Here is a 20,088-nt window from a genome sequence, read left to right as displayed (position 1 = left end):
CGGGCGGGTAGGCGCCAGCGACTATACTTGCCACGAACTTTGTCAGGGGGGACAGAGACTGGATGTCCGGCAGTGCCGGATGGAATAGAGCTGCACTGCCGATGATCGTCGCACCGACCACGGGCTACGAGCATCCGCGACGAGGCGACGGGAACATGGCGATCGCAATCATCTTGGCCCTCATCGTTGTTGCGTCCGTGCTGTTTCACCTGCTGGCGCCCTGGCACCTGACCCCAGCCGCATCGAACTGGGGCTCGATCGACACCACCTTATTCATCACCCTGGTCATCACCGGCGTGTTCTTCGTCGCCATCGTCGGCTTCATGGTGGTGGCGATCATCCGTTTCCGTCACCGCGAAGGCCGGCGCGCCCGCTACGAACCGGAGAGCCGCCGCCTGGAGTGGTGGCTGATCGTGGTCACTTCACTCGGCATTGTCGGCATGCTCGCGCCGGGCCTGGTGGTCTACAGCGACTTCGTCCGGGTGCCCAAGGACGCCTACCCCCTGGAGGTGGTTGCCCAGCAGTGGCAGTGGGCGTTCCGCTTTCCCGGCGCGGACGGCCAGCTCGGCCGCGCCGACGTGAAGTGGGTGGACGGGGTCAACCCCCTCGGCCTGGACCCGGACGACCCCCTGGGCCAGGACGACGTGCTGGTGCGCGGCAACGAGTTGCGCGTGCCCCAGGATCGGCCGGTGAAGGTGCTGCTGCGTTCCAAGGACGTGCTGCACAACTTCTACATCCCGCAGATACGCGGAAAGATGGACATGGTGCCGGGCATGGTCTCGCACTTCTGGTTCACCCCCACGGTGGCGGGGCAGTACGAAATCCTCTGTGCGGAGTTCTGCGGCGTCGGGCACTTTAACATGCGCGGGGTGATGCGCGTGGAGCCGGCGCCGGCCTTCGAGCAGTGGCTGGCCGCGCAGCCCACCTTCGCCCAGACCCTGGCGGCGGCCAGCAAGCCCGGCGTGGGCAGCCTGGTCGAGACCGGGCGACGGCTGAGCGAGACCCACGGCTGCCTCGCCTGCCACAGCCTGGATGGCAGCGCCAGCCTCGGGCCGGGCTGGAAAGACCTGTATGGCCGCGAGGAGAAACTCGCCGACGGCAGCAGCGCGAAGGTGGACGAGGCCTATCTGAAGGAGTCCATCCTCGACCCCAGGGCCCGGCTGGTGCAGGGCTATCCGCCGGTGATGGTGCCCTATACTTTCAGCCAGGATGAGCTGGCCGCCCTGGTGGCCTTCATCCAGTCCCTGAGCGCCGCCGGCCAGGCGCAGCAGGGCGGCGGCGCGGCAGAGCAGGGCGAGCGCCTGGCCCAGTCCCTCGGTTGCCTGGCCTGCCACAGTCTGGATGGCAGCCAGGGCGTGGGGCCGAGCTGGCAGGGGCTCTACGGCCACCGCGTGACCCTGGCCGACGGCAGCCAGGTCGAGGCGGACGACGCCTACCTGAAAGAGTCCGTACGGGCTCCCGCCGCCAAACTGGTCCAGGGGTACGCGCCGGTGATGCCGGCCTTCAACCCCAGCGACCAGGAACTGGACGCCCTGATCGCCTTCATCAAATCCAGGGTGAAACCCGACGCCGAGACCCGGGAACAGGCGCCGCAGTGATGGACGGACCCCGACGCGTTATGGAGGGTTGCCGATGGCCCACGTCGAGCATGCCGAAGCCGAGGCGCTGCACGAGCCGACGAGCTTCTTCACCCGTTACATCTGGAGCCAGGACCACAAGGTCATCGCCATCCAGTACGCGCTGACCGCGATCTTCGTCGGCCTGATCGCCCTGGTGCTGTCCGGCCTGATGCGCATGCAGATCGGCTTCCCCGGCAGCCTGGAGTTCATGGACCCGGCCACCTACTACCAGGCCATGACCATGCACGGGATGATCATGGTGATCTACCTGCTGACGGCGCTGTTCCTCGGTGGTTTCGGCAATTACCTGATCCCGCTGATGGTGGGCGCGCGGGACATGGTGTTTCCCTACGTCAACATGCTCAGCTTCTGGTTCTACCTGCTCTCGGTGCTGGTCCTGCTGGCCAGCTTCTTCGTGCCGGGCGGCCCCACGGGCGCGGGCTGGACCCTCTATCCGCCCCAGGCCATCACCCAGGGCACGCCGGGGGCCGACTGGGGCATCGTGCTGATGCTGGTGTCCCTGGCAATCTTCATCGCCGCCGCCACCATGGGCGGCCTGAACTACGTCACCACCGTGCTGCAGGCGCGCACCCAGGGCATGACGCTGTTTCGCATGCCGCTTTCGGTGTGGGGCATCTTCATGGCGTCGATCCTCGCGCTGCTGGCCTTCCCGGCGCTGTTCGTCAGTGCGGTGATGATGCTCTTCGACCGCCTGCTGGGTACCAGCTTCTTCATGCCGGCGCTGATTTCCATGGGCCAGTCGCTGGACCACCAGGGCGGCAGCCCGATCCTGTTCCAGCACCTGTTCTGGTTCTTCGGCCACCCGGAGGTGTACATCGTCGCCTTGCCCGCCTTCGGCCTGGTCTCGGACCTGATCAGCACCCATGCGCGCAAGAACATCTTCGGCTACCGCATGATGGTCTGGGCGATCGTCGCCATCGGCGTACTGAGCTTCGTGGTCTGGGCGCACCACATGTACGTCAGCGGGATGAACCCGTACTTCGGTTTCTTCTTCGCCGTCACCACCCTGGTCATCGCGGTGCCCACGGCGCTGAAGGTCTACAACTGGACGCTGACCCTCTGGCACGGCGACATCCACCTGACGGTGCCGATGCTGTTCGCCCTGGCCTTCATCGTCACCTTCCTGGTGGGCGGCCTGACCGGACTGTTCCTCGGCAACGTGATCGTCGATATCCCACTCTCGGATACCTACTTCGTGGTGGCGCACTTCCACATGGTCATGGGGGTGGCGCCGATCCTGGTCGTGTTCGGCGCCATCTACCACTGGTTCCCGAAGATCACCGGGCGGATGCTCAACGACCGCCTCGGCAAGCTGCATTTCTGGATCACCTTCCTCGGCACCTACGCCATCTACTTCCCCATGCACTACCTGGGTTTCCTCGGCATGCCACGGCGGTACTACGCCTACCCGGACTACCAGTTCATCCCGCAGTCGGCCCAGGAACTCAACGCCTTCATCACGGTGGCGGCGCTGGTCGTGGGCGCGGCCCAGTTGCTGTTCCTCGTCAACCTGGCCTGGAGCGCGTTCAAGGGCCGGCCCGCCGGCGGCAACCCGTGGCACGCCACCAGCCTGGAATGGCAGACCCCCGACACGCCGCCGGTGCACGGCAACTGGCGGGAGACGCGGCCGGTGGTGCATCGCTGGGCCTATGACTACAGCGTGCCGGGGGTGGCGCAGGACTTCGTGCCGCAGACCGTGTCCGAGGACGAACTGCAGCGCATGCGCGAGGCCGACGGCAGCCCCCGCGCCACGGAGGAACGACCATGAGCGCGCAACTCTGGAAGCACGCAGACGGCACCGGAGACGGCGGCTGGAGCCCCGGCGAGGGGCCGGACCACCACACCCATGCGCCGGACCGGAGCAGGACCGCCAGGGTCGGCCTTGGTGTGTTCCTCGGCGTGGTGACGTCGCTCTTCCTGCTGTTCCTGCTGGCCTTCATCATCCGTTCCCAGGTGTCCGACTGGCGCCCGCTGACCGACCCGCTGGCGCCGCTGGCGCACCCCTGGATGCTCTGGGTGAACACCGCCTTGCTGGCCCTCGGCAGTGCCTGCCTGCAGGGGGCCAAGGTCGCCATCGAGCGGGGCCAGGCGAGCGCCGCGACCCTGGCGTTCCTCCTGGGCGGCGCGTTCGCCATCGCCTTCCTCGGCGGCCAGCTCTGGGTCTGGCAGCAGTTCGCCGCCTGGGGCTATGAGGTGGCGGGCAACCCGGCCAACAGCTTCTTCTTCCTGCTCACTGGCCTGCATGGCCTGCACCTGGCAGGCGGCCTGGTGGCCTGGGCGGTGGTGGCGCAGCGCCTGCTGCGCCACGGGCCGGGCGAACGGGCGCGCACCGCCATGAGCCTTTGCGCCTTTTATTGGCACTACCTGCTGGGGCTGTGGCTGGTGCTCTTTGCGCTGCTCACCAGCACGCCGGAAACCTACCAGGCCATCGCGGCCTTCTGCGGACTGAGGTGACGCCATGGCCGATACATCGCGGAACGCTGCCACCAGCCCGTCGGGCTTGCGGGCCATAGCGCAGGATTGGGCCTCGGATCGCGACGCCTTCAAGCAGGTGCCCTGGGGCAAGGCGATGATGTGGATCTTCCTGCTCAGCGACACCTTCATCTTCACCTGCTTCCTCACCGGCTACATGTCGGTGCGCATGAGCACCACCGCCACCTGGCCGAACCCCAGCGAGGTATTCGCGCTGACCCTGTTCGGCACCAGCGTGCCGCTGATCCTCATCGCCATCATGACTTTCGTGCTCATCAGCAGCAGCGGCACCATGGCCATGGCGGTGAACTACGCCTACCGCCGCGACCGCGTGCGCAGCGCCGCGCTGATGCTCACCACCGCGGCCTTCGGCGCCACCTTCGTCGGCATGCAGGCCTTCGAGTGGAGCAAGCTGATCGCCGAGGGCGTGCGCCCCTGGGGCAATCCCATGGGCGCGGCGCAGTTCGGCGCCAGCTTTTTCATGATCACCGGCTTCCACGGCCTGCACGTGACGGTGGGGGTGATCTATCTCTGCACCGTGGCCTTCAAGGTGCTGCGCGGGGACTACGAGCGACGCGGGAACTACCAGATCGTCGAAATCGCCGGCCTCTACTGGCACTTCGTCGACCTGGTGTGGGTATTCATCTTCGCGTTCTTCTATCTGTGGTGAGGGCAGGGGAGTGAGGCAGATGGCACATGCCCAAGGTCAACAACACCCGATCAGCCTGTACCTGAAAATCTGGGGACTGCTGTTCGTCCTCAGCGCGCTGTCGTACATGGTGGATTACTTCCACCTGGCCGGTTATCTGCGCTGGTCGCTGATCCTGGTCCTGATGCTGCTCAAGGCGGGGCTGATCGTTTCGATCTTCATGCACATGGCCTGGGAGCGCCTGGCGCTGGTCTACGCCATCCTGGTGCCGCCGCTGTGCCTGCTGGTGCTGGTCGGGCTGATGGCCGCCGAGGCGGACTACGTGTTCTTCAGCCGGGGGACGTTCCTCGGGCAGTGAGGAACGAATTCGCCGTCACAGCCGTGGAACGCTGGGCCTCGCTGCGCTCGGACCAATGAACCCGCCGCCGGCATGTACGCTGACGTAGGTTGGGTTGAGGAACGAAGCCCAACGTTGCGTGGCCCATGGCGACATCGTTGGGCCGGCGCCAATTCGCTCATCCAACCTCTGGCGCTAGATCGTCCGCTTGAACTGGTGCCAGCGATGCAGCCAGGACACGACCCAGTGCGGCGAGGCCGAGCCCGTACCGGCCAGCCGCAGCTGCGGATGGTGGGTGATGACGCGGTCGAGGACGGACTCCTGGTCCGGCTCCACATCGACGAAGAAGATGTGTTCGCCGTCCCTGACCTGTTCCTTCAGGTTGCGGAAGTGCGCGTTGGGCACCTGGATTCCGAAGAAGCCGCCTTCCCAGATGCAGAATCCCAGCACCACCACGGCGAGGAACACGAACGGTACCCAGCCCGCCGGGGTGTCCGTCCAGCCGGCCAGCCATGCGCCCAGCAACACCAGGGCGGCCAGCGGCACACCAATCAGCGCGCCAATCTCGCCGGAGTGGACGACGTCCTGCTTCATGAAGGAATTCACGTCGTGCAGATGATGCTGTTCGACATCGGCATCCCGGTCGCTCAGCACATGGATCTGCTCGGTGTTGATGCCGTTGGCCTCGAGTTCGGATTCGAGGGTTTCCAGGTCGTCGAGATTGTCACTGATGTAGTAATGCCGATTCATGACTCACCTCCGGGCTCTAGTCCGACGTTGTATGCCGTCTCCCGCGACTGAGGTTTTATTCCTGATGGTTATCTGTGCCACGGCGCTGAAAATTCAGCGTTCTTTCACTGGAAAATTATAGCACCCAAGTTTTTTCTGGATGCCTGCAGGCCTTGTGGCGCGTGGCTTTGGCGATGACTGACGTCGTTCGGGGGCGGGGCTTGTCTAAACTGCTGAATGAAACGCCAGGCGTGGCGACACGCCAAGTCAGGAGGCCGTTAAATGAATACATTGACCATCAAGAGCTGGTGCAAGCCCAAGGGTGCGGAGAAGTCCATTCCGATGGGCGATCTGCATTTCCACGTCAACGATTCCGACCATCTGCGGCTGGAAGAGGCGGAAGAACGCCTGCAGAAGACCCATGAACGGGAAATGATGATCGATGCCGACATGGCGCATATGGAACTGATCACCCCGGCCGAATGCGGCTCGCTCTCCGACCTGCAGTTCCGCGTCTACCTCAGCCGGGATGACGAACGTGGCCAGTTCCACCTGGTGGGGCACCGGGAAAGCGACGGCAGCCTGGTGTACACCAATGCGGTGATGATCGACCAACTGGGCTAGACCGGCGAAAGCCCCGCCTTCCCGGCCGGGGCTTTCCCACCGTGTAAGCCTCTGTATCTACCGTGCGTCAAGACACGGGCGCTTGCAAAACCTCGAGCATGTGGACACATCGCCGCCAGGGGCGGTGATTAGGGTAGGGGCACCACCACCGCACTGCCGAGAGGCCCCACCCATGTCCCGCACCCGAATCCTCACAGCCGCCGCCCTGCTGGCTGTCGCGGGCCTGTCCCAGGCCCAGGACGTCAAACCCCATTCCAAGGCCGCTCACGCGAGCTGGCAGAAGGGCATCCAGCGCACCGATCTCACCCGCCACGATCTCGAAGTACCCGGCTACGAAGCCATCCAGGTGCGCGTGGACTTCGAACCGGGAATCGCCTCGCCGCGACACTCCCACCCCGGGGCGGAAGTCGCCTATGTGATCGCGGGAACCTTCGAGTACAAGCTGGCAGGGCGCGCCCCGGTCATCCTCAAGGCCGGTGAATCGCTGTTCATCCCCGCCGGCACGCCCCATGTGGCGACCAACATCGGCAAGGACAAGGCCTCGGAGCTGGCGACCTATATCGTCGACAAGCGCCAGCCGCTGCTGAAACTCGAGGAGTGACCTGGCACCGCGCACCGCAGGGTGCGCGAATCGATCGCGAGGAACCCGATGAAAACCTTGAAGAGCCTCCTTGCCTCTATCGCCTTCTCCCTGGCCGGGGTGGCGGTGCATACGAATGCCGCCAGCGAGAACCTGCGGGGAGAACGAGGCCTGTGCTTCCAGCTCACCCCCGTGGGCACCCGGCGGGTGGCGCCACCTTCGCCCGCGGATGGGGCCGGCGACGGCGCGTCGTCCGCCACCTCCTGACCCTGACGAAAACCCGGCCGGCTGGCCGGGTTCTTCGTTGGGCTGCCCGGCTGATTGTCGGGCGGGCTGCGCGTTTCTGTTTCGCCTTCCCAGGCCAGACCCTTCCCAGCTCTCCAACACACCTTCAGGCCACGCCCGTGCAACCGGATTTCGCTCGATCCGGTTCGAGCCACACGTCTTTTCTTCAGGGAGAGAGGACGGTGTTGCACGGGCACGGCGGCCTGAGCGCAGCCGCTGTGCGAAACAGCAACAGAGTGCCGCCTCGTTCAGCGGGGCGGGGCGAGCCGCCACGTATCCCTTTGTATCCGGATCGAATGTGCGGCGGTTCGCTTACAAATGCTCCGCCGACCGGATACGTCGCGGATACACGCGTGGGGCGAAATAGCCACACCCGAACGAGGCCAGCCCCCGGCGCCTCGCTCCAGGGTTCAAACGCCACTCAGGCACAACCCGCGCGCTGACCGCGCACCGCATCCGGAGAAGCACCATGTCCCGTATTCCGAACAAGACCCGTATTGGCCTGCTTGCTGTCGCCCTGGCCAGTGGCGTGAACCTGGCCGCGTCCAACGCCTTCGCCGTGGAAGCACTGCCCCAGGGCTACCTGCTGGCGTCCGCCGACAAGGCGGGCGAAGGCAAGTGCGGCGAGGGCAAGTGTGGTGAAGGCAAATGCGGCGCCGCCGAAGCCGGCAGCGCCAAGGCGGCTGAAGGCAAGTGCGGTGAAGGCAAGTGCGGCGACGAGTCCTTCGCCCGTACCGACACTGACGGCGACGGCCTGGTTTCCCGCCAGGAACTGCTGACCGTGGCGCCCCAGGGCGAAGCGGAGTTCATCGCCATGGACACCAACAAGGACGGTTTCCTGTCCGAGGGCGAGGTCTACACGTTCCGCAGCAACCAATACACCTCCAACGGTAAGAAGGTCCCCACCGAGCTGTTCACCAAGATGAGCCAGGCCAAGGACTGATCCGTCCGCGCCCTTCCTCCCTCCCCGCGCACCGTGCCGGGGAGGGCTCCCACCTCAGGAGAACGCCCATGAGCACTGGTTCTTTCCCGCAGGGTGCAGGCCTGGGCCTGCGCCGCGCACTGCTACCCGAATTGCTGGCGATGGAGGCCGGTGCCGTGGATTTCCTGGAGTGCACGCCGGACAACTGGATCAACGTCGGCGGTCGTTACGGCGATGACCTGGCGCGCCTGGCCGAACGCTTTCCGCTGGCCTGCCACGGCCTGTCGCTGTCCCTGGGTGGCCCGTCGCCGCTGGACATCGGCCTGCTGCGAGACATCCGGCAATTCCTCGACCGCCACGCCGTGGCCTTCTTCAGCGAGCACCTGAGCTACTGCTCGGACGACGGGCAACTCTACGACCTGTTGCCGCTGCCCTTCACCGACGAGGCGGTGCACCACGTCGCCGCGCGCATCCGCCAGGCCCAAGACGTGCTTGGCCGACGCATCGCCGTGGAGAACATTTCCTACTACGCCGCGCCCTACCAGGCCCTGCGCGAGGTCGACTTCCTCCGCGCGGTCCTGGACGAGGCCGACTGCGACCTGCTGCTGGACGTCAACAACCTGTACGTCAATTCGATCAACCACAGTTACGACGCCTCCGAGTACCTGGCGGCGCTGCCAGCCGGTCGGGTCGTCTACCTGCACGTGGCCGGCCACTACGACGAAGCACCGGACCTGAAGATCGATACCCACGGCGCCACCGTGAAGGGGGACGTCTGGTCCCTGCTGGAGCAGGCCTACCAGCGCTTCGGTGCGCGGCCGACCCTGCTGGAGCGTGACTTCAATTTCCCGCCGCTGGCGGAACTGCTGGGCGAAGTGGAGCAGATCCGCGCGCGGCAACAGGCTGCCACCGCCTGCCCGGAGGTGCGCCGTGCATAAGGTTTTGCATGACCAACTGATGAGCCTGGCGCGGCATGTGCGGGCCCCGCAGGACAATCCGCCGCCGCCCGGCATCGAGGCGCGCCGCCTGGCGGTGTACCGACAGCTGTTCTTCGGCAATGTCGAGTCGCTGCTGGCGGGCGCCTTCCCGGTGCTGCGCGCCAGCCTGGGAGCGCACTCGTGGCGGCGGCTGGTGGAGTCCTTCTACGCCGGCTACCGCTGCCGGACGCCGCTGTTCACCGAGATCTCCGGGGAGTTCGTCGACTACCTGGCGGAAGGTGGCAGCGAAGCGCTGGCATTGCCGCCCTGGTCGGTGGAGCTGGCCCATTACGAGTGGGTCGAGGCGGCGTTGCTGCTGAGCGACAGGCGCGAGCCGGCCCACGATCCCGAGGGCGATCTGCTGGACGGCGTCCCGCTGCTCTCCGGCCTGGCCTGGCCGCTGGCCTATGAGTGGCCGGTGAGTGAGATCGGCCCCGGCTACCGGCCGGAGGAAGCCCCGGAGCAACCGACCCTGCTGCTGGCGCGGCGTGGCGCAGACCTGAAGGTGCATTTCGCGCGCCTGGCGCCCCTGGCCCACGGGCTCCTCGAATCCGTGCAGGGGCGGTACTGCAGCGGCCGCCAGCACCTCGCGGGGTTGGCACAGGCCATCGGTGTCGAACCTGACGACATTCTCTCGCAGGGCCTGGCCCTGCTGGAAACCCTGCGCGCCCAGGGCGTGGTGCTCGGCACCCGCGCCGGACGCGCAGTCTGACGCCGGCTCGCGCCGGCCTTCACCCCCTACCCGGAAAGGACAATCAGCGATGACCGCGATCCTGGAAAAGACCCTGTATATCGGCAAGACCCGCACCACCGGCGGCCGCGATGGCCGCGGCACATCCGCCGACGGCGAACTGGACCTTCACCTGAGCCCGATCGGCTCCGGGCGGCCGGGGACCAACCCCGAGCAACTGTTGGGCGTCGGCTGGTCGGCCTGCTTCATCGGTGCCATGCGCCGCGCCGGCCAGAGCCTGTCGATCCGCCTGCCGGAAGAGGTGGCGGTGGCCGCCGACATTTCCCTGGGCAACACGGCGGACGGCGGCTTCGCCCTGGCGGCGAAACTGACCGTGGAGCTGCCGGGCCTGGCGCAGGAAGACAAGGCGCGCCTGGTGGACGCGGCGCACCAGCTCTGCCCGTACTCCAAAGCCACCCGCGGCAATATTGAAGTGACTTTCGATATCCCCTGATTCGCCTCGAACCACTGAACAGCCCGCGTACCGGACCGGTACGCGGGCTTTTTCATGCCTCCTGTACGGCCACGGCGAACCGGGGAGGGGCCTGGCCGCGCCCGGACCGCACTATCCGCTGACGACATGGCTTTGGCGGCGCCGGGCCGAAATGCTAGGGTCCTCATCCCTTCATCATCAGGAACGACCCGATGCACGCCAATGCCCCGCGCCTGGCCAGACTGCTGCTGGCCGGACTTGCCGCCGCCCTGGCGCCGGCGACCATGGCCGCCGAAGAATTCCGCGACCTCGACGACAGCCTGCAACGGGAGGTCCGCCAGGTCATGCAGCGCAACGGCATTCCCGGCATGGCCATCGCCGTCACCCAGGGCGGGCAGCATTACGTCTACAACGCCGGTGTGGCCTCCCGGGACACCGGGCAGCCGGTGACGCGCGACACGCTGTTCGAGGTCGGCTCCATCAGCAAGACCTTCACCGTGGCGCTGGCCAGCTATGCCGAGGCGCGGGGCAAGCTCGTCATGGCCGACAGCCCCGGCCACTACCTGCCGGAACTCAAGGGCAGCCGGCTCGATCGGGTGACGCTGCTGAACCTCGCCACCCACACGGCCGGCGGATTCCCGCTGCAATTGCCAGACAGCGTGCGCAACCGGCGACAACTGCTGGACTACTACAAGGCCTGGCAACCGCAATTCGCCGTGGGCAGCCACAGGACCTACGCCAACCCCAGCATCGGCCTGCTCGGCGTGGTGACGGCCCAGAGCCTGGGCGTGCCCTATGCCCAGGCCTTGGAGAAGGACCTCCTGCCGAAACTGGGCATGACCAGCACCTTCATCGATGTTCCCACCGATGCGATGCCGCGTTATGCCCAGGGCTATGACAAGGCCGATGCGCCGGTGCGGGTGAACCCGGCGGTGCTGGCCGCCGAGGCTTACGGGGTCAAGACCAGCAGCCGCGACCTGCTGCGCTTCGTCGAGGCCCACCTGGGCCTGCAGGCGGTCGATGCCACCACGCAACAGGCCCTGGACGCCACGCGCAGCGGGCAATACCAGGTGGGCGCCATGACCCAGGACCTGATCTGGGAGCAGTACCGCTACCCGGTGACACTGCAGACCCTGTTGGACGGCAACGGCAGCCACATGGTCCTGGAAAGCCAGGCCGTGACCGCCCTCACGCCGCCCCTGCCGCCGCAACAGGCGGTCTGGATCAACAAGACCGGCTCGACCAATGGCTTCGGCGCCTACGTGGCCTTCGTCCCGGAAAAACGCCTTGGCATCGTGCTGCTGGCCAACCGGAACTACCCGAACGAAGAACGGGTGAAGCTCGCCTACCACATCCTCGGCACGCTGGCGGAGTAGGGCGGCAAAGCGATGACATCGGCCCCGTATTTCATGAGAATACGGGCGCCCTGAATCCCTGTTCCCGCACCGAGATCCCCATGCCTGCCACTTCGATTACGCTGTTCCACCGCCCATCCGTACAGGGGGGGCGGCCATGAGCGACGCCACGGTCGAGCTGGTGGAAACCGGCCCCGAACACATCGACCTGATCCGCAACCTCTACCAGTTCTATGCCTATGAATCCTCGGACTGGGAGCAGGAGGATGTCGAAGTGGACGGCCGTTTCTATGTCCACGAGGAACACCTGGCGCGCTACTGGCAGGCGCCGCAGTGGAGCGCCAGCCTGGTGCTGGTCGAGGGCTTCATCGCCGGTTTCCTGCTGGTCGAGCGCAGCGAGCTGCCGGGGATCGATGCCCTGGAGCTGGCGGACCTGTTCGTGCTCAAGAAGTACCGCCGGCGGGGCATAGGCCGGGCGCTGGCCACGCAGGTGCTGGCGAGCGGGGAGAACGACTGGCTGGTGCGCTTCTATCGGCAGGATGAGCTGGCCCAGGCGTTCTGGCGCGCGGTGCGGGCCGGGTTGCAGCGGCCGGTCCTGGCCATCGAGCCGGGCGACGACCCGCAGTTGCTGAGCTTCCTGGTGACGCGTGCGCACTGAGCGACGCGCGCACGTTGTGCGGCAGGATCAGCGGACTGTCATTTTCGATCATTGAGCCGGCGCTGATCCGCGCCGTATCGTCGCTGCTCTCCCGCACGTCGCGGGCTTCCTCGACAACAACGAGCAAAAGGAAGAGAGCATGACCGACCTGAACCTGCATCCCCGCGCCGCCGCCTCGCTGCAACGCTGGCACGAGATGGTCGAGCGCAAGGACCTCGGCGCCTTGCCCGAACTGCTGGCGGAAAACGCGGTGTTCCGTTCACCGATGGCACATACCCCCTATCCGGGGGCGACGGTGGTTTCCACGATTCTCAACACCGTGCTCCAGGTCTTCGTCGACTTCACCTACCACCGTCAACTGGCCACGGCCGACGGCCTGAGCGTGGCACTGGAGTTCAGTGCGAGTGTGGGCGGGCGGCAGCTGAAGGGCATCGACATGATTCGCTTCGACGAGCAGGGCCGCATCGTCGAGTTCGAAGTCATGGTCCGTCCCATGAGCGGACTGCAGGCGCTGGGCGAGGAAATGGGACGTCGCCTGGGTGGCTATCTGGCCGCCGCCAAAGCCTGACCGGCTCCATCAGCGAGCTTCACGCGCACCCGGCGACAGTCGCCGGGTCGCCACACCCTCCGCGCCGCCGGCCACAGGTGCCGTCCATCACGCACTCCACGACCGGGTGAACTCCTTCCGCCCGCATGCTGTCTGTCTCAGGTCGGCCCGCCGGGTGGACCGCAGGGCGCGCGCCACCTGGGCATCCGCCCGGTTTCCGCACCACCCGCATCGCGCTCCTGTCCACCCGCACTCGCGTGGCCGGCTGTTTCCGCGCCCGTTCGGCGGGTTCCGTTCCATTGCCATGTGAAGATTGCCCATGCCCGTATCCCAACATTCCTCCGCCCCTGTTTCCCCGTTCCGGACCTGCGCCCTCGGTGCCTGCCTGCTGACCGGTCTGCTGGCGGCCGCCGTTCCGGCGCAGGCCGAGGAGGCCGCCGGCAACGTGCGCTGGGTGAGCGACAGCCTGACCACCTATGTGCGCAGCGGCCCCACCGATGGCTACCGCATCGTCGGGACGCTCGGCTCCGGGCAGAAGGTGGAGCTTTTGGGCACCAAGGGGGACTACAGCCAGGTGCGCAGCGAGAGCGGCAGCACGGTGTGGATTCCCAGCCGCGACCTGCAGGAGATGCCCGGCCAGGCCGAGCGCCTGCCGGACCTGGAAAAGAAGGTGTCCGAGCTGAGCGCCGAACTGGAGGGTATCAACGACACCTGGAAGACCCGCGTGCAGGGCATGCAGGAAACCCTGGACTCGCGCAAGACACTGATCGATGAACTGCAGGCGGCGCGCACCTCGCTGGACAGCGAACTGACCCAGGTCCGTGCCGAACTGCGCGACGCCCGGGCGCAACTGGGCGACGAGAACAAGCAGGTGCTGATGCGCTACATGGTCTACGGCGGCAGCATCGCCGGTGCCGGACTGCTGGTCGGCCTGATCCTGCCGACCCTGCTGCGGGTCAAGCGCAAGCGCAACGATCAGTGGATCTGAGCCGGCGTAGCCTCTGAACTCAGGGGGGCCCAGGCAGCGAGGAATGGGGCGCCACGTGGCACTGTCCGCAGGCGCGCACGGGACCTGCGGCGCGCGCGTCTTGGAGCTTCTGCAGATGGCAGCCGCGGCACAGCTGATGGAAATCTTCCTCGATGCGCAGGGCCAGTGCCGGGCTCTTCTTGTGGCAGAGCAGGCAGGTGCGGTCGCCGTTGGGTGCGGCGGGCGAGCGATCGGCGTAGTCATGGTGGCAGGTCAGGCAGTTCACCTTGCCGTGCACACCGTGGTCGAAGTTCAACGGCAGCAGCGGCCGGGCGCGCACCAGTTCGTCGTGTCTGCGGGAGACGCCGTAGCCGAACAGGACCAGCAGCGTCAGGACGAGGGTGAGGGAGAGCCACTTCATAGGGGCAAGTCACTGTTGGCGACCAGGGCGAAGCCCCCGGCCAGGCCCAGGGCCGCTACCAGCATCCCGGCACAGAGCCAGCTGGCGTAGCCGGCGGTGTTGCGTCGCCGGTGGGACGCCGTGCGCTCCAGGGGCCGGCGCGGCAACAGTGGCCAGACCAGCGCGACGCAGGTCAGGCCACCCCAGAGCAGGGCTTTCCACAACCCGGCCGTGTAGAAACCCGCAGCAATCACGTGTATCGCCAGCAGTGCCAGCATCAGGCTGGAAAGGGCCTGATGCCAGCGCCGGAACCGCACGTGATGGCGCCAGATCCTCTGGCGCACGCCGGGCAGGCTGATGGGCACCAGGGCCAGCAACAGCAGGGCGGAGACGGTGCCACTGAGCATGGGCCAGGCCGCTTGTGGCAGCAGGTAGTCCAGCACTTGGGGTTCGCTCACGACGAGCACGCCCACATGCAGGAGCAGCAGGACCAGTGCCACGTAGCTGAGGTCGCGGTGCAGGTTCATGAAGAACTTGCCGTCGTAGTGGGGGCGGGCGAGGGGGCGGCCGCTGTAGACGAACAGCAGCATCAGCAGCAGGCCGCAGAGGAAGCCGGCGGCATTGGCGAAATCCCAGACCGGTGCGAGGCCCGGCATGGGGTCGGCGAGAAGGATCAGGGAGAAGGGCAGGGTGGCCAGCAGCCCCAAGCGCGAGATCAATACCAGCATGCTCACCTCCGGGCCTTGGACTTCCTGTCGTATGGCGAAATTCTCGCAGCGTGGAGCGCGCGATGCTGTCGAATGGCTGCCAGATTGCTTGGCTGTCGTGCCAGCTTGCGCGTCAGCCGCGCAGCCGGTGCACGACGAGGGCGCTGGCCAGTAGCCCCTGAATGACGCCGCGCCTGAAGCGGAACAGGGCCATGGCGGCGCCCAGGACAATCTGCCCGGCCGGCCCGCCGAAGCTGATGAGCCCCTGCTTGAGCCAGAACGACAGGGCGTCCAGCAAACGGACTGGGGCGACGGCGGACTCGGGTTGGTGCTGGGTTCCCGTTGGCCTTCCGTGGCGGTGCCGTCAGTGCGGCGCGCGGTGGCGAATGGTTTTGAGCAGGTCGTCCGGGGTGATGTGGCCGACCACTTGAGTCGCCGCGCTGCCCGGCTGCGGCAGGTCGAGGATGTGCCCCTTCATCTTGCCCACCACGTGCATCTCGCAGGGTTTGCAGTCGAACTTCAGGGTCAGCACCTCGTCGCCGTGGACCAGCTGCATCGGTGCGACCTTGGTGCGCACGCCGGTGACACCCTTGGCCTGCTTGGGGCAGAGGTTGAAGGAGAAGCGCAGGCAGTGCTTGGTGATCATCACCGGCACCTCGCCGGCTTCCTCGTGGGCCTCGTAGGCCGCGTCGATCAGTTGCACGCCGTAACGGTGGTAGAAGTCGCGGGCCTTTTGGTTGTAGACGTTGTAGAGGAACGACAGGTGCGACTCCGGGTAGACCGGCGGCGGCACGCTGACGGCCTTGCGGCTGCCGCGCGGGTGGGCTTGCAGTCGTGCTTCGGTCAGCGCCTCGATGGCTTCGCGGCGCAGGGCCTTGAGCTGGGAGTTCGGGATGAAGAAGGCCTGGGGCGCGTCCAGCTCGATCCGCTCGGCGTGATACTGCGTGGTACCCAGTTGGCCGAGCAGGTCGTGCAACTGTTCCAGGGCCTGTTCAGGCTTGTTCGCCGCGCCGAAGGGGCCGTCCAGCGCCACACGGGCACTCACGCCTTCTTCGCTGGTGGCGGTCAGTTCCAGGCGCTCTTCACGCAGGCTGGCTTTCCAGCTGAGGCCGACACGACGCTCGGCGGAGGTTTTCAGCAGTGCCTGCTGCCAGTTGTGGTCCAGGTTGCGCGAGAGCGGATGGTTCGGCCGCAGGCGGGACAGGGCGGGCGGCATCTCGTTGGGCTCGATCCGGTAGCGCCAGCGCTGCTCGCCGTCTTCCTCGAAGCTGTCCTTCAGCTCGGCGATGTTGGCGCGAAAACCGACCACCTCGCGCTTGACCAGCACATTGAGGCCGTCGCCGTTGGACAGCGGCTCATGGGTTACGGCGATCAGGTCGCGCTTGCCGACCTTTTCCACCTGCCCCACGGGCAGGCCGGTGAAGGTAGGCGTGTCGAAGGCGCCGATGTCGATCTTGCGCTCGGTGACGAAGTAGTCGGTGCTGCCGCGGTGGAACGTCTTGTCCGGGTCCGGCACGAAGAAGTGGTCGGTGCGACCGCTGGAGGCGCGGGCGAGGTCCGGGCGGCCTTCGAGGATGCCGTCCAGGCGCTGGCGGTAGTAGGCGGTGATGTTCTTGACGTAGCTCGCATCCTTGTAGCGCCCTTCGATCTTGAAGGAGCGCACGCCGGCATCCACCAGGGCGCTGAGGTTGGCGCTCTGGTTGTTGTCCTTCATCGACAGCAGGTGCTTCTCGAAGGCCACCACGCGGCCCTGGTCATCCTTCAGGGTGTAGGGCAGGCGGCAGGCCTGGGAGCAGTCGCCACGGTTGGCGCTGCGGCCGGTCTGGGCGTGGGAGATGTTGCACTGCCCGGAGAAGGCCACGCAGAGTGCGCCGTGAATGAAGAATTCGATGGCCGCGTCCGTCTCGTCCGCGATGGCGCGAATCTGCTTGAGGTTCAGCTCGCGGGCCAACACCAACTGGGAGAAGCCGGCCTTGTCGAGGAACTTGGCGCGTTCCAGGGTGCGGATATCGGTCTGGGTGCTGGCGTGCAGCTCGATCGGCGGAATATCCAGTTCGAGCACGCCCATGTCCTGCACGATCAGCGCGTCGACGCCAGCGTCGTAGAGCGCGTGGATCAGCTTGCGCGCCGGCTCCAGCTCATCGTCGTGGAGGATGGTGTTGATGGTGACGAACACCCGCACATGGAAACGGCGGGCGAATTCCACCAGGCGGGCGATGTCCGCCACTTCGTTGCAGGCGTTGTGGCGGGCGCCGAAGCTCGGGCCGCCGATGTACACGGCGTCGGCGCCGTGCAGGATGGCCTCGCGGGCGATTTCGACGTCGCGGGCGGGGCTCAGGAGTTCGAGTTGGTTCTTGGGCAAGGGCATGGCAAACACGTCCGGCACGAATGCAGGGGGCGCATTGTAGCGGGCATGGCGCGTCCGGGCACCTGCGGAGTGCCGGATGGCGGAGGGCGCTGCAACATCGTTCTCATGTTTCTTGGCTAAGCTCCCCCGAGCCGTGGTTTCGAAGGGTAGCAAGATGTCATTCGTCGATTCGGTGATCGCCCAGGTACTGGGCCTGGAAATCGGACTCCACCATACCGTTGCGCGCCTTGCGTGCCGCACGGATGCCGAGGCGCTGCACGATCTGCGGATCAACCTGCGCAAGCTGCGCAGCCTGCTGCGGCCGATGCGCCGGTTGGGCGTGCCCAGGGCACTGGATGAGGCGGCCGCGGACGTCGGCCGTCTGACCACGCCGGTGCGCGACCTGGAGGTGCTGATCGTGGAACTGGAGCGCCAGGGTTTCCGCGACCAGGCGCAACGCCGCAAGCAATTGCTGGAGTCACGCTATGCGGCCATCGAGACCAGCGCCACGCTGCAGCGCTTCCTGGCTCAGTTGGACGGCTGGCCGGCGCGGATGCGTGAAGCCCAGCGCGAGGGCGAGCTGGACAGGCTGCGCCTGCGTGTGAAAACTCGCCTGCAACGCCAGCTGCAGCGCCTGCGCGAGGTGCTCGCCGACCCCACCTTCGACCGCCACGCACTGCGCCTGCTGGTCAAGCGCATGCGCTATGCCCACGAGGCCTATCCCGGACTGTCGCCGCTGCCACGGGACGCGGTGCCCGTCCTGAAGGCCGTGCAGTCTGCCCTGGGGGACTGGCACGACCATTTCCAGTGGTGCCTGCGGGCCGATCAGGAAGCGGATCTGCTGGTGCTCAAGGACCGCTGGGAGATTGCTGGCGCTGCGGAACTGACGGCCGCCGAAGTGGAGCTTTCGATCCTTGCCGAGTGCCTGGCGCAAACCCCGGCCACGGCCGGCTAGGTTCTCAAGCCTCGGCCAGTGCCGGCCGCTTGCAGATGGGCAAGCGGATCGCTGGATGCCGATTCGAGGCGCAGTTTGGAAGTCAGCACGCGCGCACCGCGGTAGTCGAAGATGCAGCGCCCGACGGCACTGAATGGTGTGTCGGCCCCGTGACCACCATCAGCCGGCGAAAGGTTGTCGGGGCCGATGGCCGACGCCGGCCGGTGGAGCAGGGCGGTCGCGCCGACGAGCCGGCGCGACCGGAGGCATCAGAGGATGCTCAGGGGGTACTCGATGAAGGCGCGGATCTCGTTGAGGTCCGGTCCTACGTCGTTGTCGGCGCGGTAGATGGAATTGCGCAGCTTGAACGACAGGTCCTTGGCCGGACCGTCCTGCACCACGTACTTGAACTGGTTGAACAGTTCGCGTTCGGTGCCGTCGGTTTCGCCGCCGGCAACGATGTCGGTGCCACGCACGTAGGCGAACTTGTAGCTCAGGCCGGGCACGCCGTATTCGGCGAAGTCCAGCTCGTAGCTGACCTGCCAGGACTGCTCGTCTTCCAGGTTGAAGTCCGAGTAGTAGGAGTTGGCCACGTAGATGGTGCTGCCGCCGTCGCCGAAGTCGTAGGCGTAGCCGGCATCGCCGCTGTTGCGCTGGTGGGCGAGGATGAAGGCGTGGGCGCCGACGCTGTACTTGGCCGCCAGGCTCCACAGGGTGTTGCGGTCACCCTGGCCGTCACCGCCGAAGGCCAGCGCCGAGGTGGCGCCGTCGTCGTACTTGGTGCGGTAGATGTTGAAGTCGAAGTTCAGCGCCTGGGCATCGCTGAGCGGGATGTTGTAGTTCAGGTTGGCGTAGTACTTCTTGAACTGGTCTTCGACGTCGGAGTGGTAAAGGCTCACGTTGAAGTCGTCGCTGACCGCGTAGCTGCCGCCGATCACGTCGATGCTCTTCAGGCGGTTGGGGTCGCGCGCCGGGTCGCCCATGGGGCTGTCGCCGGTGAAGCGGCCGACGTTCAGCTCCAGGCCCTCGATTTCCTTGCTGGTGAGCAGGGTGCCGGTGAAGGCCTGGGGCAGCAGGCGGCTGTCGTCGTGGGCAAGCACGGGCAGGGACGGGAACTGATTACCGTACTTGAGCACGGTGTTGGAGACCCGCAGCTTGAGCACGCCGCCGGCCTCGGAGAGGTCGTCCACCGGGCGGCCTTCGCTGTCGGTGTCGAAGAAGGCGGCATAGTTGCGGCCGCGGCCGCTGTCCAGCTTCACGCCGAGCAGACCGTAGGCGTCGACGCCGAAGCCGATGGTGCCCTGGGTGAAGCCCGACTCGAAGGTGGTGATGAACGCCTGGCCCCAGCTCTTGGCGTCGCGGGCGCCGTCCTTGAAGTCGCGGTTGAAGTAGGCGTTGCGCAGCAGCAGAGTCGCGTTGGCGTCTTCAATGAAGCCCTGGGCTTCGGACTGCTCGCTGGCATGGGCGGAATGGACGGCGATGGAAAGGGCGGCGCAGGTCGCCGCGAAATATCCACGTGTGTGCATGGGTGCTCCTGATGGTCTTGGCTTTGTTGGTTTTGGAATCGGCAGGAAGGATATAGCGTGTTGCGGGGCTGTAGTCGCCTAGAACTGAAATTATTCGATTATTGGTTATGAGGCCGAAAAGCCGCGCAACAGTTATCACGTGAAGTGCCATCCGAAAAATTCCAAAAATTGATTTCAAGTATCGACAAAATCAATATTCTCCTTTCGGGTCAAAGCGTTGCGGGTTTAAGAGGCCGCGCGGCTAACATTCGCGAAAACACAGGCCCAGG

General features: G+C 66.2%; 23 protein-coding genes. 17 read left to right on the top strand and 6 right to left on the bottom strand.

What is annotated here, in order from left to right; all coding sequences use genetic code 11:
- Window positions 1-155: 155 nt before the first annotated feature.
- From PJW05_RS13565 to PJW05_RS13545, 5 genes are read left to right on the top strand one after another with little or no spacing between them, the layout of a single operon-like run.
- A complete protein-coding gene (locus PJW05_RS13565) occupies window positions 156-1,598 on the top strand; it encodes a cytochrome c oxidase subunit II (protein ID WP_271407541.1) in 1,443 nt (480 codons plus the stop codon).
- A gap of 34 nt (window positions 1,599-1,632) precedes the next feature.
- Window positions 1,633-3,408 (top strand): cytochrome c oxidase subunit I, encoded by a 1,776-nt coding sequence (ctaD, locus tag PJW05_RS13560; protein WP_271407540.1) that lies wholly within the window; start codon window positions 1,633-1,635, stop codon window positions 3,406-3,408.
- Window positions 3,405-4,094, top strand: a complete 690-nt coding sequence (locus PJW05_RS13555; protein WP_271407539.1) for a cytochrome c oxidase subunit 3 — start codon at window positions 3,405-3,407, stop codon at window positions 4,092-4,094. The genes ctaD and PJW05_RS13555 overlap by 4 nt, the downstream gene beginning before the upstream one ends.
- A gap of 4 nt (window positions 4,095-4,098) precedes the next feature.
- Window positions 4,099-4,782, top strand: coding sequence for a heme-copper oxidase subunit III family protein (locus PJW05_RS13550; protein WP_271407538.1), 684 nt, complete (start codon window positions 4,099-4,101; stop codon window positions 4,780-4,782).
- A 19-nt stretch (window positions 4,783-4,801) separates the two neighbouring features.
- Window positions 4,802-5,119 carry a cytochrome C oxidase subunit IV family protein gene (locus PJW05_RS13545; RefSeq protein ID WP_271407537.1) on the top strand — a complete coding sequence of 106 codons (318 nt, stop codon included), beginning with the start codon at window positions 4,802-4,804 and terminating at the stop codon, window positions 5,117-5,119.
- 174 nt (window positions 5,120-5,293) lie between these two features.
- Here PJW05_RS13545 and PJW05_RS13540 read toward each other — a convergent pair whose 3' ends face one another.
- Window positions 5,294-5,848 carry a magnesium transporter gene (locus tag PJW05_RS13540; protein ID WP_271407536.1) on the bottom strand — a complete coding sequence of 185 codons (555 nt, stop codon included), beginning with the start codon at window positions 5,846-5,848 and terminating at the stop codon, window positions 5,294-5,296.
- 261 nt (window positions 5,849-6,109) lie between these two features.
- On the opposite strand from PJW05_RS13540, the gene PJW05_RS13535 reads away from it, so the two are divergent.
- The 11 genes from PJW05_RS13535 to PJW05_RS13485 all read left to right on the top strand — a co-directional run bounded on the left by PJW05_RS13535 (window position 6,110) and on the right by PJW05_RS13485 (window position 13,926).
- Window positions 6,110-6,451, top strand: a complete 342-nt coding sequence (locus tag PJW05_RS13535; RefSeq protein WP_271407535.1) for a hypothetical protein — start codon at window positions 6,110-6,112, stop codon at window positions 6,449-6,451.
- Between the two features lie 172 nt (window positions 6,452-6,623).
- Window positions 6,624-7,052, top strand: a complete 429-nt coding sequence (locus tag PJW05_RS13530; protein WP_271407534.1) for a cupin domain-containing protein — start codon at window positions 6,624-6,626, stop codon at window positions 7,050-7,052.
- Window positions 7,053-7,100: 48 nt separating this feature from the next.
- A complete protein-coding gene (locus PJW05_RS13525; protein ID WP_271407533.1) occupies window positions 7,101-7,298 on the top strand; it encodes a hypothetical protein in 198 nt (65 codons plus the stop codon).
- Window positions 7,299-7,785: 487 nt separating this feature from the next.
- Complete coding sequence (locus PJW05_RS13520; RefSeq protein WP_271407532.1) at window positions 7,786-8,259, top strand: HvfA family oxazolone/thioamide-modified RiPP metallophore; 474 nt, start codon at window positions 7,786-7,788, stop codon at window positions 8,257-8,259.
- A 68-nt stretch (window positions 8,260-8,327) separates the two neighbouring features.
- Window positions 8,328-9,176, top strand: coding sequence for an HvfB family MNIO-type RiPP peptide maturase (locus PJW05_RS13515; RefSeq protein ID WP_271407531.1), 849 nt, complete (start codon window positions 8,328-8,330; stop codon window positions 9,174-9,176).
- A complete protein-coding gene (locus PJW05_RS13510; protein ID WP_271407530.1) occupies window positions 9,169-9,927 on the top strand; it encodes an HvfC family RiPP maturation protein in 759 nt (252 codons plus the stop codon). Before PJW05_RS13515 ends, PJW05_RS13510 begins: the two co-directional genes overlap by 8 nt.
- Before the next feature lie 49 nt (window positions 9,928-9,976).
- Complete coding sequence (locus PJW05_RS13505) at window positions 9,977-10,399, top strand: organic hydroperoxide resistance protein (RefSeq protein WP_271407529.1); 423 nt, start codon at window positions 9,977-9,979, stop codon at window positions 10,397-10,399.
- Window positions 10,400-10,590: 191 nt separating this feature from the next.
- The gene (ampC, locus tag PJW05_RS13500; protein ID WP_333908703.1) at window positions 10,591-11,754 is read left to right on the top strand and encodes a class C beta-lactamase; all 1,164 of its coding nucleotides are present in this window, start codon (window positions 10,591-10,593) and stop codon (window positions 11,752-11,754) included.
- Between the two features lie 136 nt (window positions 11,755-11,890).
- Complete coding sequence (locus PJW05_RS13495; protein ID WP_271407528.1) at window positions 11,891-12,391, top strand: GNAT family N-acetyltransferase; 501 nt, start codon at window positions 11,891-11,893, stop codon at window positions 12,389-12,391.
- Window positions 12,392-12,530: 139 nt separating this feature from the next.
- Window positions 12,531-12,959 carry a nuclear transport factor 2 family protein gene (locus PJW05_RS13490; protein ID WP_271407527.1) on the top strand — a complete coding sequence of 143 codons (429 nt, stop codon included), beginning with the start codon at window positions 12,531-12,533 and terminating at the stop codon, window positions 12,957-12,959.
- 298 nt (window positions 12,960-13,257) lie between these two features.
- On the top strand, window positions 13,258-13,926 hold the full coding sequence (locus PJW05_RS13485) for a TIGR04211 family SH3 domain-containing protein (protein WP_271407526.1): 669 nt from the start codon (window positions 13,258-13,260) through the stop codon (window positions 13,924-13,926).
- 19 nt (window positions 13,927-13,945) lie between these two features.
- On the opposite strand, the gene PJW05_RS13480 is transcribed toward PJW05_RS13485, so the two are convergent.
- The 4 genes from PJW05_RS13480 to PJW05_RS13465 all read right to left on the bottom strand — a co-directional run bounded on the left by PJW05_RS13480 (window position 13,946) and on the right by PJW05_RS13465 (window position 17,380).
- Window positions 13,946-14,326: a cytochrome c3 family protein gene (locus tag PJW05_RS13480; protein ID WP_271407525.1), complete on the bottom strand. Its 381-nt coding sequence runs from the start codon at window positions 14,324-14,326 to the stop codon at window positions 13,946-13,948.
- Window positions 14,323-15,033: a ferric reductase-like transmembrane domain-containing protein gene (locus tag PJW05_RS13475; protein ID WP_271407524.1), complete on the bottom strand. Its 711-nt coding sequence runs from the start codon at window positions 15,031-15,033 to the stop codon at window positions 14,323-14,325. Before PJW05_RS13475 ends, PJW05_RS13480 begins: the two co-directional genes overlap by 4 nt.
- Before the next feature lie 112 nt (window positions 15,034-15,145).
- Window positions 15,146-15,310: a hypothetical protein gene (locus PJW05_RS13470; protein ID WP_271412316.1), complete on the bottom strand. Its 165-nt coding sequence runs from the start codon at window positions 15,308-15,310 to the stop codon at window positions 15,146-15,148.
- Between the two features lie 66 nt (window positions 15,311-15,376).
- A complete protein-coding gene (locus PJW05_RS13465) occupies window positions 15,377-17,380 on the bottom strand; it encodes a peptidase U32 family protein (RefSeq protein ID WP_271407523.1) in 2,004 nt (667 codons plus the stop codon).
- Window positions 17,381-17,534: 154 nt separating this feature from the next.
- Between PJW05_RS13465 and PJW05_RS13460 the strand changes: the two genes are divergently transcribed.
- A complete protein-coding gene (locus PJW05_RS13460; protein WP_271407522.1) occupies window positions 17,535-18,314 on the top strand; it encodes a CHAD domain-containing protein in 780 nt (259 codons plus the stop codon).
- Between the two features lie 248 nt (window positions 18,315-18,562).
- On the opposite strand, the gene PJW05_RS13455 is transcribed toward PJW05_RS13460, so the two are convergent.
- Window positions 18,563-19,819: an OprD family porin gene (locus tag PJW05_RS13455; RefSeq protein ID WP_271407521.1), complete on the bottom strand. Its 1,257-nt coding sequence runs from the start codon at window positions 19,817-19,819 to the stop codon at window positions 18,563-18,565.
- Between the last annotated feature and the right edge of the window lie 269 nt (window positions 19,820-20,088).

It is taken from the genome of Pseudomonas sp. Q1-7 (assembly GCF_028010285.1).
Classification (GTDB): domain Bacteria; phylum Pseudomonadota; class Gammaproteobacteria; order Pseudomonadales; family Pseudomonadaceae; genus Metapseudomonas.
Note: the sequence above shows the minus strand (reverse complement) of the source record. Positions and strands in the feature narration are given on the sequence as shown.

Excerpts from the sequence above, each read along its gene's own strand:
- PJW05_RS13565 (WP_271407541.1), top strand. The coding sequence starts at position 156 with ATGGCGATCGCAATCATCTTGGCCCTCATCGTTGTTGCGTCCGTGCTG.
- PJW05_RS13465 (WP_271407523.1), bottom strand. The coding sequence starts at position 17,380 with ATGCCCTTGCCCAAGAACCAACTCGAACTCCTGAGCCCCGCCCGCGAC.
- PJW05_RS13505 (WP_271407529.1), top strand. The coding sequence starts at position 9,977 with ATGACCGCGATCCTGGAAAAGACCCTGTATATCGGCAAGACCCGCACC.
- PJW05_RS13485 (WP_271407526.1), top strand. The coding sequence starts at position 13,258 with ATGCCCGTATCCCAACATTCCTCCGCCCCTGTTTCCCCGTTCCGGACC.
- PJW05_RS13475 (WP_271407524.1), bottom strand. The coding sequence starts at position 15,033 with ATGCTGGTATTGATCTCGCGCTTGGGGCTGCTGGCCACCCTGCCCTTC.
- PJW05_RS13550 (WP_271407538.1), top strand. The coding sequence starts at position 4,099 with ATGGCCGATACATCGCGGAACGCTGCCACCAGCCCGTCGGGCTTGCGG.
- PJW05_RS13525 (WP_271407533.1), top strand. The coding sequence starts at position 7,101 with ATGAAAACCTTGAAGAGCCTCCTTGCCTCTATCGCCTTCTCCCTGGCC.
- PJW05_RS13520 (WP_271407532.1), top strand. The coding sequence starts at position 7,786 with ATGTCCCGTATTCCGAACAAGACCCGTATTGGCCTGCTTGCTGTCGCC.
- ampC (WP_333908703.1), top strand. The coding sequence starts at position 10,591 with ATGCACGCCAATGCCCCGCGCCTGGCCAGACTGCTGCTGGCCGGACTT.
- PJW05_RS13455 (WP_271407521.1), bottom strand. The coding sequence starts at position 19,819 with ATGCACACACGTGGATATTTCGCGGCGACCTGCGCCGCCCTTTCCATC.
- PJW05_RS13480 (WP_271407525.1), bottom strand. The coding sequence starts at position 14,326 with ATGAAGTGGCTCTCCCTCACCCTCGTCCTGACGCTGCTGGTCCTGTTC.
- PJW05_RS13495 (WP_271407528.1), top strand. The coding sequence starts at position 11,891 with ATGAGCGACGCCACGGTCGAGCTGGTGGAAACCGGCCCCGAACACATC.
- PJW05_RS13515 (WP_271407531.1), top strand. The coding sequence starts at position 8,328 with ATGAGCACTGGTTCTTTCCCGCAGGGTGCAGGCCTGGGCCTGCGCCGC.
- PJW05_RS13555 (WP_271407539.1), top strand. The coding sequence starts at position 3,405 with ATGAGCGCGCAACTCTGGAAGCACGCAGACGGCACCGGAGACGGCGGC.
- PJW05_RS13490 (WP_271407527.1), top strand. The coding sequence starts at position 12,531 with ATGACCGACCTGAACCTGCATCCCCGCGCCGCCGCCTCGCTGCAACGC.
- PJW05_RS13530 (WP_271407534.1), top strand. The coding sequence starts at position 6,624 with ATGTCCCGCACCCGAATCCTCACAGCCGCCGCCCTGCTGGCTGTCGCG.
- PJW05_RS13460 (WP_271407522.1), top strand. The coding sequence starts at position 17,535 with ATGTCATTCGTCGATTCGGTGATCGCCCAGGTACTGGGCCTGGAAATC.
- PJW05_RS13535 (WP_271407535.1), top strand. The coding sequence starts at position 6,110 with ATGAATACATTGACCATCAAGAGCTGGTGCAAGCCCAAGGGTGCGGAG.
- ctaD (WP_271407540.1), top strand. The coding sequence starts at position 1,633 with ATGGCCCACGTCGAGCATGCCGAAGCCGAGGCGCTGCACGAGCCGACG.
- PJW05_RS13545 (WP_271407537.1), top strand. The coding sequence starts at position 4,802 with ATGGCACATGCCCAAGGTCAACAACACCCGATCAGCCTGTACCTGAAA.
- PJW05_RS13540 (WP_271407536.1), bottom strand. The coding sequence starts at position 5,848 with ATGAATCGGCATTACTACATCAGTGACAATCTCGACGACCTGGAAACC.